Annotated in this window: 12 protein-coding genes and 2 tRNA genes; 10 read left to right on the forward strand and 4 right to left on the reverse strand. The window is 72.6% G+C overall.

What is annotated here, in order from left to right:
• Nucleotides 1–46 precede the first annotated feature (46 nt).
• The 3 genes from rsfS (at nt 47) to IE252_RS29515 (ending at nt 1359) form a co-directional block, all read left to right on the forward strand.
• The gene (rsfS, locus tag IE252_RS29505; protein WP_067158886.1) at nt 47–481 is read left to right on the forward strand and encodes a ribosome silencing factor; all 435 of its coding nucleotides are present in this window, start codon (nt 47–49) and stop codon (nt 479–481) included.
• Nucleotides 478–1137: a histidine phosphatase family protein gene (locus IE252_RS29510; protein WP_190092535.1), complete on the forward strand. Its 660-nt coding sequence runs from the start codon at nt 478–480 to the stop codon at nt 1135–1137. Before rsfS ends, IE252_RS29510 begins: the two co-directional genes overlap by 4 nt.
• Nucleotides 1138–1286: 149 nt before the next feature.
• Nucleotides 1287–1359, forward strand: a tRNA-Ala gene (locus IE252_RS29515).
• 144 nt (nt 1360–1503) lie between these two features.
• Here IE252_RS29515 and IE252_RS29520 read toward each other — a convergent pair.
• Nucleotides 1504–2373: a helix-turn-helix transcriptional regulator gene (locus IE252_RS29520; RefSeq protein WP_190092480.1), complete on the reverse strand. Its 870-nt coding sequence runs from the start codon at nt 2371–2373 to the stop codon at nt 1504–1506.
• Between the two features lie 181 nt (nt 2374–2554).
• Here IE252_RS29520 and IE252_RS29525 point away from each other — a divergent pair, with 181 nt between their 5' ends.
• The 3 genes from IE252_RS29525 (at nt 2555) to IE252_RS29535 (ending at nt 4385) form a co-directional block, all read left to right on the forward strand.
• The gene (locus tag IE252_RS29525) at nt 2555–3916 is read left to right on the forward strand and encodes an MFS transporter (RefSeq protein WP_308434571.1); all 1362 of its coding nucleotides are present in this window, start codon (nt 2555–2557) and stop codon (nt 3914–3916) included.
• Between the two features lie 72 nt (nt 3917–3988).
• Complete coding sequence (locus IE252_RS29530) at nt 3989–4150, forward strand: hypothetical protein (RefSeq protein ID WP_190092482.1); 162 nt, start codon at nt 3989–3991, stop codon at nt 4148–4150.
• 1 nt (nt 4151) lies between these two features.
• A complete protein-coding gene (locus IE252_RS29535) occupies nt 4152–4385 on the forward strand; it encodes a hypothetical protein (protein WP_067158879.1) in 234 nt (77 codons plus the stop codon).
• On the opposite strand, the gene IE252_RS29540 is transcribed toward IE252_RS29535, so the two are convergent.
• A complete protein-coding gene (locus tag IE252_RS29540; protein ID WP_229848853.1) occupies nt 4354–5565 on the reverse strand; it encodes a glycosyltransferase 87 family protein in 1212 nt (403 codons plus the stop codon). The genes IE252_RS29535 and IE252_RS29540 overlap by 32 nt on opposite strands.
• Nucleotides 5566–5682: 117 nt before the next feature.
• On the opposite strand from IE252_RS29540, the gene IE252_RS29545 reads away from it, so the two are divergent.
• A tRNA-Ala gene (locus IE252_RS29545) sits at nt 5683–5755 on the forward strand.
• 61 nt (nt 5756–5816) lie between these two features.
• Here IE252_RS29545 and IE252_RS29550 read toward each other — a convergent pair.
• Together IE252_RS29550 and IE252_RS29555 are read right to left on the reverse strand one after the other, a co-directional pair.
• A complete protein-coding gene (locus IE252_RS29550; protein WP_190092484.1) occupies nt 5817–7385 on the reverse strand; it encodes an NADH-quinone oxidoreductase subunit NuoF family protein in 1569 nt (522 codons plus the stop codon).
• Entirely contained in the window at nt 7382–8767 is a 1386-nt protein-coding gene (locus IE252_RS29555; RefSeq protein ID WP_229848854.1) for a ferric reductase-like transmembrane domain-containing protein, read from the reverse strand. Before IE252_RS29555 ends, IE252_RS29550 begins: the two co-directional genes overlap by 4 nt.
• 436 nt (nt 8768–9203) lie before the next feature.
• Between IE252_RS29555 and leuS the strand changes: the two genes are divergently transcribed.
• From leuS to IE252_RS29570, 3 genes are all read left to right on the forward strand, one after another.
• Entirely contained in the window at nt 9204–12077 is a 2874-nt protein-coding gene (gene leuS, locus IE252_RS29560; protein WP_190092485.1) for a leucine--tRNA ligase, read from the forward strand.
• Between the two features lie 171 nt (nt 12078–12248).
• A complete protein-coding gene (locus IE252_RS29565; RefSeq protein WP_190092486.1) occupies nt 12249–12971 on the forward strand; it encodes a hypothetical protein in 723 nt (240 codons plus the stop codon).
• A gap of 162 nt (nt 12972–13133) precedes the next feature.
• Complete coding sequence (locus IE252_RS29570) at nt 13134–13979, forward strand: DegV family protein (RefSeq protein WP_190092487.1); 846 nt, start codon at nt 13134–13136, stop codon at nt 13977–13979.
• Nucleotides 13980–14283: the final 304 nt, after the last annotated feature.

The following is a 14283-nucleotide window of genomic DNA, read 5'->3' on the forward strand; positions in this document are numbered from 1 at the left end:
CTGGAGAACGATCTGAATCGATCTGACCGCCGACGAAAGCCAGCTTGTGACCGCCACGGACCGTTCCATCGAGCTCATCACCGCCGCCGCTCAGGCGGCCGCCGACCGGCTCGCGCACGACATCATCGCGTACGACGTCAGCGACGTGCTGTCGATCACCGACGCCTTCCTGCTCGCCTCCGCCCCCAACGACCGCCAGGTCAAGTCGATCGCGGAGGAGGTCGAGGAGCGCCTGAACAAGGAGCTCGGCGCCAAGCCGGTGCGCCGCGAGGGCGACCGCGACGCCCGCTGGATCCTGCTCGACTACGTCGACATCGTCGTGCACGTCCAGCACAGCGAGGAGCGCGTCTTCTACGCCCTGGAGCGGCTCTGGAAGGACTGCCCCGAGCTGCCGCTCCCCGAGGACGCGGTGAAGACCCGCGGCAAGGCCGCCGAGCACGCCCAGCTGCACGGTGGGACGGAGGACGGTGAGCTGAGCTGAACAGCAGCGACGCCAAGCCGGGCCGGGGCCGCCGGGTCGTCCTGTGGCGGCACGGCCAGACCGCGTGGAACCTGGAGCGCCGCTTCCAGGGCTCCACGGACATCGAGCTGACCGAGGCCGGTCTCGGCCAGGCGCGCCGCGCGGCGCGCCTGCTGGCGGCCCTGAAGCCGGACGCGATCGTCGCCTCCGACCTCAAGCGGGCCGCCGCGACCGCCGACGAACTGGCCGCGGTCGCCGGGCTGCCCGTGACCCACGACTCGGCCCTGCGGGAGACGTACGCGGGCGCCTGGCAGGGCCTGACCCACGAGGAGATCGTGGAGCGCTACGGCGAGCAGTACGCGGCGTGGAAGCGCGGCGAGCCGGTGCGCCGGGGCGGCGGCGAGCTGGAGACCGAGGTGGCCGACCGGGCCGCCCCCGTGGTCCTCGCCCACGCCGACAAGCTGCCCGACGACGGCACCCTGGTCGTGGTCAGCCACGGCGGGACGATCCGTACGACCATCGGCCGTCTGCTCGGCCTGGAGGCGCACCACTGGGAGGGCCTGGGCGGGCTCTCCAACTGCTGCTGGTCCGTCCTCGGCGAGGGCGCGCGCGGCTGGCGCCTGCTGGAGCACAACGCCGGGACGCTTCCCGAGCCGGTCCTCGGCGACGACGACTGAGGCGGCCACCGGCCGCCTGCGGTGCGGCCGCCGGGGCGTGCTCGGCGCCCGCCCGGGCGGTGCGACCACCGGATTTCACTTTCCGGCAGGTCACAGGCTAAAGTTCTTCTTGTTCGCAGCGCGGGAGCGCGGGAAACAAAGCGAACAGCGGGGCTATAGCTCAGTTGGTAGAGCGCCTGCATGGCATGCAGGAGGTCAGGAGTTCAATTCTCCTTAGCTCCACAGGAACGGGATCCCGTCCGGTCGTCAGACCGGACGGGATTTCGCGTTTCCGGGGCGCCCCGCCCCCGTACGACCCGCGGCCCGGCCCGCATGGGTGGCCGCGGGTGTGAGGCGGCCGCCCAGCCCCGTGCCCGCGCGGCCACCTCACGCCCAGATCTTCTCCCGCATCTCCCTCAACGTCGCCGTACGCGCGCCGCTCTCCGCGTCGTTCGGTGTGTACGTGACGATCCGGCACTCCGGCATCCCGTTGATGGACAGCGACACCGACGTCATCCGTATCTCGCCGACCGCCGGGTGCCGGAAGGTCTTCACGCGCGGTCCCGGCGGCACCACGTCGCCGGTCTTCCACAGCCGCGCGAAGTACGGGCTCGCCTCGGAGAGCTTGGCGATGAACGACTCCCAGGCGGGCTCCCCGGCATGGCGGCCGTACTCCGAGCGCAGCGTCGCCACCATCACCGGCAGCTCCTTCTCCCGGAACAGCACCGGACAGGACGGCTCCGGCACGGTGAACAGCGTCCACAGCACGTTGCGCACGCCCATCGAGCGGATCTCCGGGATGTCGAACAGGTCCCGGTAGGCGGGGTTGGTCGCCAGGATGTCGTAGCGCCCGTTGTAGACCACCGCCGGATGCGGGTCCAGGGCGTCGATGATGCCCTGGATCTCCGGGCCCACCTCCACCACCGCAGCCTCCCGGTCCGGCTCGCAGGGCACGTCCGCCAGGTGGTACAGGTGCTCGCGCTCGGGCTCGTCCAGACGCAGGGTGCGCGCCACCGCGTCCAGGACCTGCGGCGAGGCGTTGATCGGGCGGCCCTGCTCCAGCCAGGTGTACCAGGTCACGCCGACCCCGGAGAGCTGGGCGACCTCCTCCCGGCGCAGCCCGGGCGTGCGCCGCCGCAGGCCCGGCGGCATGCCGACGTCGGCCGGCGTGACCCGCGCGCGTCTGCTGCGCAGGAAAGCGGCGAGTTCCGGTCTCCGGCGTCCGTTCGGTGCGGCCACAGTCGTCACGTCCCCCATCGTCGATCCCGTCGCCCGCTCCTGCCAGGTGCTGTCAGTACCAGCATCAGCGGGCTCTCGTTACCCGTATCCGACCGGGGTCAGGCTGGCTGCCATGACCACCGCGCTCCCCACGGGCCCAAGTCCCTTACTCAGTAAAGACCGTGCCACTGACAACCGGCCCCCGCTGCTGCTCGCGATCGTGCTCGCGGCGCAGTTCATGGCGCTCCTCGACGTCTTCATCGTCAACGTCGCCGCCCCCACCATCCGCACCGAACTGCACGCATCCGGCGCCGCGTTGCAGCTGGTCGTCGCCGGTTACACCATCGCGTACGCCGTACTGCTCATCACCGGCGCGCGCCTGGGCGACCTGCTCGGCCACCGCCGGCTCTACCTGGCCGGGCTCGCCCTCTTCACGGCCGCCTCGCTCGCCTGCGGCCTGGCTGGGACGGCCGGCCAGCTGATCGCGTTCCGGCTGGTGCAGGGCGCCGGATCGGCGCTGATGATCCCGCAGGTGCTCAGCCTCATCCAGCGCAACTTCACCGGCCAGGCACGCGTGCGTGCCCTCGGGGTCTACTCCGCCGTGCTCGCCACCGGCGCCGCCGCCGGGCAGGTCCTGGGCGGCATCCTGGTCAGCGCCGACCTCTTCGGCACCAGCTGGCGGCCGGTGTTCCTGGTCAACGTGCCCATCGGGATCGTGCTGCTGGCGCTCGGCGTGCGCCATCTGCCCCGGGAGCGGCACGAGCACCGCGGCGCGGCCCGCTGGGCGCGCGATCTGGACCTGCCCGGCCTGGTGCTGCTCGGCGCCTCCGTCTCACTGCTCACGGTGCCCCTGGTGCTCGGCCAGGAGGAGGACTGGCCGCTGTGGGCCTGGCTGTCGCTGGCGTCCAGCGCGCTGCTCTTCGCCGCGTTCTGGGCGTACGAGTCGCGGCTCGCCCGGCGCGGCGGCGCCCCGCTGATCGCCCCCAGGGTGCTGCGCCTGCCCGGCATGGGCCTCGCGGTCGTCCGGATCGCCATCGTGATGGCCCTCAACGCGGGCTTCCTGTTCACCCTCACCCTGCACATCCAGGGCGGCCTCGGCTACAGCGCGCTGCGCGCGGGACTGACCTTCGCGCCGACCGCCGTGGTCTTCGGCACGGTCGGGCTGACCTGGCGGCGCTGGCCCGCGAGCTGGCAACGGGCGCTGGTGCCGGGCGGGTTCGCGCTGACCGCGGCGTCCACCCTGGCGACCGGGCTGCTGCAGCGCGGCGGCGGTACGGGCGGGCTCGTCGTCTACGTGACGTACGCCGGTGTCGGTGCCGGACTGGCGCTGGCCTTCAGCCCCACCTTCGCGGGGGCGCTCGCGGGCGTACGGCCCGAGGACGCGGCGGACGCCAGCGGACTGCTCGCCACCGTGAACCAGCTGGGCCAGCTGATCGGCGTCGCCGCCTTCGGCACGCTCTTCCTGAACCGGCTCACCACGGGGGCGCACACCTCCGGCGGCGCGCTCTGGGCGTGCTCTCTGGCGCTGTCCGGAACGGCCCTCGTGGGGGCGCTGACGGGTCTCCTATCACGACGTCGCTGACCCTCTTGCGCGACCATGGCAGAATCGTGACGGCCGGAGGGGGACGACGGACCGAACGGGAGGGAGACCGCGATGCCTGCGAGCCGCGACGACATCCCGGACCTGTCCGGTGCGCCGCGGACAGCGACCCGGATCAGCTGTCCTTCCTGCGGTTCCTCCCGTGTCGCGCAGATGCTCGGCGACAGCGGCGGCGTCTCCTACGTGTGCACGGCCTGCGGCCACAGCTGGAGCTGAGATGGGTGCACACAGGCGGAAGTGCGACTGGTGCGGCAGCGGTACGCCGATCGTCCGGGACATGGAACCGGTCAACGCCGACTACCAGTACTGGTGCGAGGAGTGCGCGCGGGCGCTGATCATAAAAGGCGACCCCATCGAGACCTACCGGGAGCTGGAAGGGGAGCCGATCTACGGCCGCCTCCTGGAGGCGCACTGCACCCTCAAGAGGTTCTACTCGTTCGCCACGGCCTGAGCGGCGGCCTGAGCGCCACCGTGGCCACGAAGGCGGCCCCGGCCAGCGGATAGAGCGCCGAGAGCGCCATCTGCAGCCCGTTCTGGGCCAGTTCCGGCCGGTCCGCGCCGTGTGGCACCCACCACAGGGCGTACGAGCCGAAGACCAGGGCGGCGACGGCCGCGCGGACCCGGTGGGCCCCGAGCAGCACGAGCCCCGGAACGCACCACACCCAGTGGTGCGACCAGGAGACCGGGCTCACCAGGAGCGCCGTGGCCGCGCAGCACAGCACCGCCCGGGCCCGCTCCCCGCGCAGCTCCGCCCGTACCGCCGCATACAGGCCGAGCGTCGCCGTGAGGGCCGCGGCCGCCGTCCACCAGGCCCCCGGGGCGCCGGTGTGCAGCAGCCGGGCCAGCACCCCGCGCAGCGACTGGTTGGCGGTGTCCTCGGCGTGGCCGACCCGGCTCGTCTCGAACACCGTCGACGTCCAGAAGCGGCGCGAGTCGGCGGGCAGGACAAGGGCGGCCGCCAGCGTCGCCCCGGCGAACACCGCCAGCGCCGTCGCCGCCTGCCGCAGCCACGGGTTCCAGCCCGCTCCACGCGCGCGTACGAGACCGGTGAGCAGCAGGAACAGCGCGAACAGCGCGGGTGTGAGCTTCACCGCGGCCGCGAGGCCGATGCCCGCGCCCGCCCCCCGGTGACCGGCCCGCCGGGTCAGGTCCCACAGGACGGCGACCGCGAGCAGCAGATTGATCTGGCCGTAGCGCAGGGTCGTCCACACCGGCTCGCACCACACCGCGAGCGCCGCCACCCACAGCGCGGCCCCCGGCCGCTCCCGCCCCGCCAGCCGCAGCGAAAGGTGGGCGAGCGCGACAAGGAGGGCGAGGTTCGCCACCGTGGCGAGCGTGCGCATCTCGGGCACGCCCAGCAGCGTCAGCGGCGTGAACAGCAGCGCGGCGAACGGCGGGTAGGTGGTGGGCAGCCTCGCGCGCGTGGCGCGCATCTCGTACAGATCCGCCCCGGCCCGTACGGCTCCTCCCTCCGCCCGGTAGACCATCAGGTCGATCATCGACACCCCGGCGGCCCGCTGGGCGACCCAGAAGGCGGCGAACGAGAGCAGGCAGGCCGCGGCGGCGAGCGCCACGGGGCGGCGGACGGGGGTGAGACGGGCGGCGGTCTGCGCGAGCACGTGCACGGTCACGAAAGGGGACGTTACCGGCCCTGTCCGTACAGAACGGCAATCGATTTGGTGGAGTGCCGGGGGGACCGTGTAATGTTCTCGATGTCGCCGGGGGAAACCGGGCGGCGAACAAAGCAAGGGGCTATAGCTCAGTTGGTAGAGCGCCTGCATGGCATGCAGGAGGTCAGGAGTTCAATTCTCCTTAGCTCCACAGTAAAGAAGGCGGCCACCCGGATCGGGTGGCCGCCTTCTTGCCGTTACGGCTCAGCGGGTCAACCGCGGCCGCTGCCCAGGGCCTTGCGGGCCGGGGCGGTGAGCGCGGGCAGCTCGGCGGGCGCCCCCTCGATCCGCAGCGCCAGCGCGGGGCACCGGCGCACCGCCCGCTGCGCACGCCCCCGCAGATGCATCGGGACGGTCGCGTCGGCCACCGCCGGGTAGCCGTCGGCGCCCAGCCGGATCAGCTCCGGGATGAGGTCCGCGCACAGCCCGTGCCCCTCGCACAGCGTCCAGTCGACCAGCACCTTCTCACCGCTGGGGATGCCCTCCTCCTGGTAGCCGTCGCCCGGCAGCGGCAGCAGGCCCAGCGTGGGGCGGCCGCAGCCACCACCCAGGACGTGCGCCGCCAGATCGTCGGTGAACGCGTTGACGGTGGACGTCAGGAAGCGGGCCGAGCCGTCCGGGTGCTTGCAGGCGCCGCGCCCCTTGACGGCGCCCGTCACCTCGCGCAGCGCCTCCAGGGCGGCCGGGCCGCCGCCGTTCATGACGTCCGCGAGACCGCCCGCCGCGGCCGGCAGACCGAGCCGGCACGGGCCGCACTGGCCCGACGTCTCGGCCGCCAGCCAGTTGGCGATCCGCAGCGCCTCGCCCAGCGGACACGTCTCCGGCCCGATCGGCAGGATCGCGCCCGCGCCGAGCGCGCCGCCCAGCGCGGCCAGCGACTGCCGCGAGATCACGGCGTCGTGCGCGGCCGCCGCGTCCAGCCAGCTCCCGTGGTAGCCGCCGGTCAGCACGCCCTGGGGCACCGGCGGCGCCCCGGCCAGCTGGAGCACGTACCGCAGCGGCACGCCCGTCGGCACCTCCACCACCATCGGGCGGGCCACCGCCCCGGAGAGCGTCAGCAGGACCGTGCCGGGCTCGGTGGGCAGCCCGGAGTGGCTGTATCTGCGCGGGCCGACCCGGGCGGCCACCGCGAGCTGCGCGTACGTCTCCGCGTTGGACAGCAGCGTCGGCGCGCCCCCGATGCCGGTGTCCGAGGCACGCACCTTGCGGCCCGGCGGCATCGCCGGGCCGCCGCCCGCCGCCCGGATCACGGACGAGGCCTCGCCGGAGACCATCCGCTCCGGAGTGCGCACCACGCGCGCGCGGAGCGCGGGCCCGCGCCGGTCGGCCAGGCCCCGCTCGGCGAAGGCCGCGCGGATCGAGGCCTCCGTGGAGTCCCGGGTGACGGCGACGACCAGGGTGCGGGCGCCGAGGGCCTCAGCGGCCAGCAGAGCGCCGTCCAGGACCAGATGGGGTGCCCGGTTCACCAGGACCGTGTCCTTCCGGCAGGCGGGCTCTCCCTCGCTCGCGTTGACCACCACGACCGGGCGCACCCCCCGGCGTATCGCGGACTTGGCGACCGCCCGCAGCTTGCGGGCGAACGGGAACCCGGCGCCGCCGCGCCCGTTGAGCGAGATGTCCTCGGCGAGCTGGGCCAGCTGCTCGCCGGGCACCGGCTCCAGCGGGCCGTGCACCTTCAGGTGCATGTCGAGGCCGAGGCGCTCGACGAGGTCGAACCCCGCGGTCAGTTGCGGGAGTCCGACGACCCGCACCTCGGGGACGTCGGGCAGTGGCGCGTTCACGGGCGGTCTCCTGCGGTGCTGTTCCAGGGCTCACCGGCGACGGGCTGGTGGAACGGGCTGGGCTGGGGGGAGGGTTCGGGCTGCGGCGCGCCGGGCCCGGGGGTCCCGAAGGCGGCTCCGTCGTCCCCGTAGGGGACGGTGGGCAGTGGTGCGGTCTCGTCGAAGCCGCCGTAGTCCGCGCGGCCGAGGTCCGCCCCGCTGAGGTCCGGCCCTCCGAAACCAACACTGCCGTAGTCGGCGCCGCTGTAGTCCGTGCTGCTGTAGTCCGCGTTGCTGTAGGGCGTGCCGCCGAGGTCGTTGGCGCCGAGGTCCGCGAAGCCGTTCTCCTGGAGCGGCATGTTCTCCGGCGGACGCGGGGTGGGCGTCGGCCAGCTCGGGGCGTACTGGGGCGGGGCGGGGGCCAGGGAGACCGCGCGGTAGGCGGCCGAGATGCCGGGGGCGGGGGTCGGCCCGGGCACCGCACGCGGCGGCTCGGTCCCGTAGAGCGCCTGTGTCTCGTACGAGTCGGCCGGGAGCGGGTCGGCCGTCTCGCGTTCGGCGGTGAAGCGGTCGGTCGCGAACGCGTCCGTCGGGTACGGATGCGGCGCGGGCGCCTCGTAGCGGGGGGAGGCGGGGTCGGCCGGGTGCGCCTGGGGGGTGGAGGCGTCCGGGGCGATCGCCTGGGCCGTCTCCACGCGCGCGAGGAGCGGCGCGAGCCACCGGGTGATGCGGCGGCGCACCGGGCGCGGCAGGGAGCGGACGACGAGGGCGCCGGCCACACCGGCCAGCGAGAGGCTGTACAGCGTGACGACCCAGCCGGCCGCCTGACGGCCCGCGTACAGGCCGTGGACCAGCGCGAAGCACCAGGCCGGGTAGGCCAGCATGTGCACCGAGCGCCAGTGGCCCGCCACTCGGTCGGGGTTGGCGAAGGCGCTGCGCAGCGCGCCGGTGGCGGCCGTGACGACCATCAGGACGGCGGCGAGCGAGCCGAGGCCGATCAGGCCGTCCGAGCCGGTGACGCCGAGCCCGAAGGGCACCAGGGCGCCGAGCAGGCCCACGTGACCGACCGCGATCTTGACGGTGATGTGCACCAGCAGGAAGCCGATCGAGGCCACGGCGGTCGCGCGGTGCACGGCCTGGGCGACGAGCCGGTGGCGCGTCGTCATCAGCAGCCGGTCGGTGGCGAGCAGGCCCCAGGCGACCGAGGAGGTCAGGCAGACCAGCGACAGGACGCCGGTGGTGAAGTCCAGCGCGGCGCGGAAGCCGCCGCCGGTCGTGGCGGCCAGCACCGGTATGAGCACCGCCGAGGCGACCAGGAGCGCGCCGGACGCTCCTCCTTTCAGCCGTCCCTTCAGGGACGGGATTTTCAGTGTCGGGGTGGAGCGGGGACTGTGAGGGTTCATGGGGCAACTCCGAAACGTTCAGCAAAGTGGTCCCGTGGCCGCATGCTAGGTCGCCTCATACCAAGCAGTACGGCGTTTGCTCGGTTGCCCCAGAAGAGGTCAGAAGAGGTCGGTACGCGGAGTAACCTCTGTCGGCTGAGCTCGTTGGAGTGGCTCGCGCACCCTCCGTACAGAAGCGCGTGACCCTCCGCCTACAGAGAGCGGGTGACCGTCCGCGTGTGCCCTCGTGAACGCTCAGTGCGGGCCGTGTGGGGCCTGCGGTACCCTGACGCCATGCGTGCCGTACGCCTTCTGCTTAGCGAGCCGCGCTGATCAGTCCCGACCGATGGAAAAAGCCGGTCGGAATCGGCGCGGCGTCCCCTCCTGTGCGAGGGGCTTTTTCGTTTGGTGAATGTCGCAGCCGCTGGCAGAGACGATCGATGGAGCTTTAAGGATCATGAGCGAGACGAACCCCGCTGCCGCAGAGCCGGTAGCGCCGCACCGCTACACGGCCGCCATGGCCGCCGACATCGAGGCACGCTGGCAGGACTTCTGGGACGCCGACGGCACCTACGCGGCGCCGAACCCCAGCGGTGACCTGGCCGGGGACCCGGCGGTCGTCGCCCGGCCCAAGAAGTTCATCATGGACATGTTCCCGTACCCCTCGGGCGCGGGACTGCACGTCGGGCACCCGCTGGGCTACATCGCCACGGACGTCTTCGCCCGTCACCAGCGCATGACCGGCCACAACGTGCTGCACACGCTGGGCTTCGACGCCTTCGGCCTGCCGGCCGAGCAGTACGCGGTGCAGACCGGCACGCACCCTCGGACCTCCACCGAGGCCAACATGGAGAACATGAAGGCGCAGCTGCGCCGACTGGGCCTGGGCCACGACAAGCGCCGCTCCTTCGCGACGATCGACCCGGACTACTACAAGTGGACCCAGTGGATCTTCGTCCAGATCTTCAACTCCTGGTACGACGCCGACGCGAAGAAGGCCCGCCCGATCTCCGAGCTGGTCGCCCAGTTCGAGAGCGGTGAGCGCCAGGCTCCCACCACGCGCGCGTGGAGCGAGCTGAACGCCGCCGAGCGCGCCGAGGTCCTGGGCGGCTACCGCCTGGCGTACGCCTCGGACGCGCCGGTCAACTGGTGCCCGGGCCTGGGCACCGTGCTGGCCAACGAGGAGGTCACCGCCGACGGCCGCTCCGAGCGCGGCAACTTCCCCGTCTTCAAGGCGAAGCTGCGCCAGTGGAACATGCGCATCACCGCCTACGCGGACCGCCTGCTGGACGACCTGGACGCGCTGGACTGGCCCGAGGCCATCAAGCTGCAGCAGCGCAACTGGATCGGCCGCTCCGAGGGCGCGCGCGTGGACTTCGCGGTGGGCTCCGAGCGCGACGCCATCACCGTCTTCACCACCCGCCAGGACACCCTGTTCGGCGCCACCTACATGGTGCTGGCACCCGAGCACGAGCTGGTCGACTCGATCGTCCCGGCCGCCTGGCCCGAGGGCACCCACGAGGTGTGGACCGGCGGACACGCCACCCCCGCCGAGGCCGTCGCCAAGTACCGCGCCTTCGCCGCGTCCAAGTCCGACGTGGAGCGCCAGGCCGACGCCAAGGAGAAGACCGGCGTCTTCACCGGCGCGTACGCGGTCAACCCGGTCAGCGGCGACCAGGTCCCCGTCTTCATCGCGGACTACGTCCTGATGGGCTACGGCACCGGCGCGATCATGGCCGTCCCGGCGCACGACGCCCGTGACTTCGCCTTCGCGCGCGCCTTCGAGCTGCCGATGCGCTGCGTCGTCGAGCCGTCGGACGACCGCGGCACCGACGCCTCCACCTGGGACGACGCCTTCGCCTCGTACGACGCCAAGCTGGTCAACTCGGCGGGCGCCGGCATCTCCCTGGACGGCCTGGGCGTCGTCGAGGCCAAGGAGAAGATCACCGACTGGCTGGCCGAGCGCGGCATCGGCGAGGGCACCGTCAACTTCCGGCTGCGCGACTGGCTGTTCAGCCGCCAGCGCTACTGGGGCGAGCCCTTCCCGATCGTCTACGACGAGGACGGCGTCGCCCACTCGCTGCCCGAGTCGATGCTGCCGCTGGAGCTGCCCGAGGTCGAGGACTACTCGCCGCGCACGTTCGACCCGGACGACGCGGACACCTCGCCCGAGACGCCGCTGTCGCGCAACGAGGACTGGGTCAACGTCACCCTGGACCTGGGCGACGGCCCCAAGGCGTACCGTCGCGAGACCAACACCATGCCCAACTGGGCCGGTTCCTGCTGGTACGAGCTGCGCTACCTGGACCCGCACAACAGCGAGAAGCTGGTCGACCCGGCCATCGAGCAGTACTGGATGGGCCCGCGCGAGGGCCAGCCGCACGGCGGCGTCGATCTGTACGTCGGCGGCGCCGAGCACGCCGTGCTGCACCTGCTGTACGCGCGCTTCTGGTCCAAGGTCCTGTTCGACCTGGGGCACGTCTCGTCGGCCGAGCCGTTCCACAAGCTGTACAACCAGGGCATGATCCAGGCGTACGTCTACCGGGACAGCCGCGGCTTCCCGGTGGCGGCCGCCGAGGTCGAGGAGCGCGACGGCAAGTTCTTCTTCGAGGGCGAGCCCGTCAAGCGCGAGCTGGGCAAGATGGGCAAGTCCCTGAAGAACGCGGTCACTCCGGACGAGATCTGCGCCGAGTACGGCGCGGACACCCTGCGCCTGTACGAGATGGCGATGGGCCCGCTGGACGTGTCGCGGCCGTGGGACACGCGCGCGGTGGTCGGTCAGTACCGCCTGCTGCAGCGGCTGTGGCGCAACATCGTCGACGAGACGACCGGCGAGGTCACCGTCACCGACGCCGAGCCTGACGAGGCGACCCTGCGCGCCCTGCACAAGGCGATCGACGGCGCCGGCGGCGACCTGGCGGAGATGCGCTTCAACACCGCCATCGCCAAGATCACCGAGCTGAACAACCACCTGACCAAGGCGGGCGGCGCGCTGCCGCGTTCGGTCGCGGAGCCGCTGGTGCTGCTGGTGGCGCCGCTGGCCCCGCACATCGCCGAGGAGCTGTGGCGCAAGCTGGGCCACCAGGACTCGGTCGTCCACCAGGACTTCCCGGTCGCCGACCCCGCGTACGTCGTGGACGAGACCGTGACCTGTGTCGTGCAGATCAAGGGCAAGGTCAAGGCGCGCCTGGAGATCCCGCCCACCATCTCCGACGAGGAGCTGGAGAAGCTGGCCCTGGCCGACGAGGCGGTCGTGGCGGCGCTGGGCGGCGCCGGGATCCGCAAGGTCATCGTGCGGGCGCCGAAGCTGGTGAACATCGTTCCCGCGTGAGCATGCGCGTGACAGCCCGCGCGTGACCGTCCCGGTGTGACGATTCCCGCGCGACGGGCGAGCGGTAGTGGGGGGTTTCCCCTACGGGCAGGTTGGGGGTTCCACGGGAACCACCGGCCTGCCCGTTCCGTTTACGGTGGAGGGAAGCCGACCGACATCGAGGGGACGTTCATGGAAGCCGCGATCGCGATCCTGGCGCTGATGTTCGTCGCCTTCGTCGTCCTGGGCGTGTACCTGGCGGTCAAGGCGGTCGGCGCCGCCAGACGAGGAGTGGAGCGCACGGTCACGCAGGCCCGCAAGGCCGTCGAGGACACCACGCTCCGGGCCAAGAGCATGGGCCAGGTCGGCGTGGCCGGCGAGCTCGCACAGCTGCGGCTCTCGCTGCGCACCTCGATGCGAGCAACCCAGGACGCGCTCCACGCGCGCGTGGAGCAGGACGAGTCCCTGAAGGAGTCGCTGAGCCTCTTCGAGCGGCTGAGCGGCCATGGACACGAGCTGGACGACGAGCTCAAGCGCCTGGAGCGCGAGCCCGACAAGCTGCGCGTGGGCCAGCGGATGCCGGAGCTGCGCGAGCGTACGGAGCGGATCACGCACGCGGCGGACTCGCTGCGCTGGGCGACCCGCGACCGGGCCCGGCAGTTCGCCGACGACGACCTGGCCGCGCTGAGCGCGGAGATCGAGGTCGAGTCCGGGGCGCTGCGGGACTGGGCGACGAAGGGGCCGACCACGGGGGTGCCCGCGGACGCGCCGACGGACGTGCCGGGCGGGATACCCGGCTCGGCCTTCGACCCGGCAGCCGGGACGGCGGCGGACGCCCCACAGGCGATCGGGGCGACGCGGCCCGCGCCCACTTACCCGTGGCAGAAGACGGCCAAGCCGGAGACGACGAACTGAGGCATGAGAACCGGGCCTGCGGGAACTGGACCCGGGGGTTCGTGACGGCCCGCCGTCGCCCGGGCACGGGCGCGCGTCCGAACCGGTCAAGGGGGGTCCAAACTGATCATTGGACCGGGGCCGGGCTGCCGTGCGGCGCCCCCGGCGGGTAACCTCCCGCTCATGTCCCGCCATGTCGCGATCGTCACCGATTCAACGGCCTACCTGCCGCCGCAGACGATGGAGCGGCACGGCATCACCGCGGTGCCGCTGACCGTCGTCCTCGGCGACCAGGCGCTGGAGGAGGGCACCGAGATCTCGGCCCGCTCCCTCGCCCTGGCCCTGCAGAAACGCCGCTCCGTGACCACCTCGCGACCCAGCCCCGACGTGTTCGCCGCCGCCTATCGGGCCGCGGCGGAAGCCGGTGCGACCGGGATCGTCTCACTGCACCTGTCGGCCGAGTTCTCCGGCACCTACGACGCCGCCGTGCTGGCGGCGAAGAGCGCGCCGGTGCCGGTACGGGTCGTGGACACCGGGATGGTCGCGATGGCCCTCGGGTTCTGCGCGCTGGCGGCGGCGGAGGTGGCCGAGGCGGACGGCACGCTCGACGAGGCGGTGGCCGCGGCCGAGAAGCGCGCGGCGGGCACCTCCGCCTTCTTCTACGTGGACACGCTCGACTATCTGCGCCGGGGCGGCCGGATCGGGGCGGCCCAGGCACTCCTCGGCTCGGCGCTCGCGGTCAAGCCGCTGCTCCAGCTGGAGGGCGGCCGCATCGAGATGCTGGAGAAGGTGCGCACCGCCTCCAAGGCCATCGCGCGGCTGGAGGAGATCGTCGTCGACCGCGCCGGGATGAGCCGGGTGGACATCGCCGTCCACCACCTCGCCGCGCCCGAGCGCGCGGCGGCGCTCGCGGAACGGCTGCGGGAGCGGGTGCCGGGCCTGGCGGACCTGCATGTCAGCGAGGTCGGCGCGGTGATCGGGGCGCATACGGGGCCCGGGTTGCTGGGTGCGGTGGTTTCGCCGCGCTGAGGGTGGTGGGGGACGTGTAGTCGGCTGGTCGGGCGGGTGGTCTGGCGGCGCCGGGCGCGTGATTCGTCGGCTGGGCCGTTCGTTGGGGGCGGCCGACCGGTGTGAGTTACGCGTACGAGTCACCCGTACGAGTGGCGAAGATATCCACAACTGCTGGGTTATCCACGGGAATTGGGCCTGCTCAGCGGGGTCGGGCGGAGCTGCCTACGGTCGTGGCATGGCTATCCGATCACCACGCATCGCAACGAGCGGGCCGGGCCGCGCTCCGGGTTCGGACGGCCGTGCCCGCCATGGTCACGGTCGT

The sequence above is a fragment of the Streptomyces melanogenes genome, from assembly GCF_014649795.1.
GTDB classification, from domain to species: domain Bacteria; phylum Actinomycetota; class Actinomycetes; order Streptomycetales; family Streptomycetaceae; genus Streptomyces; species Streptomyces noboritoensis.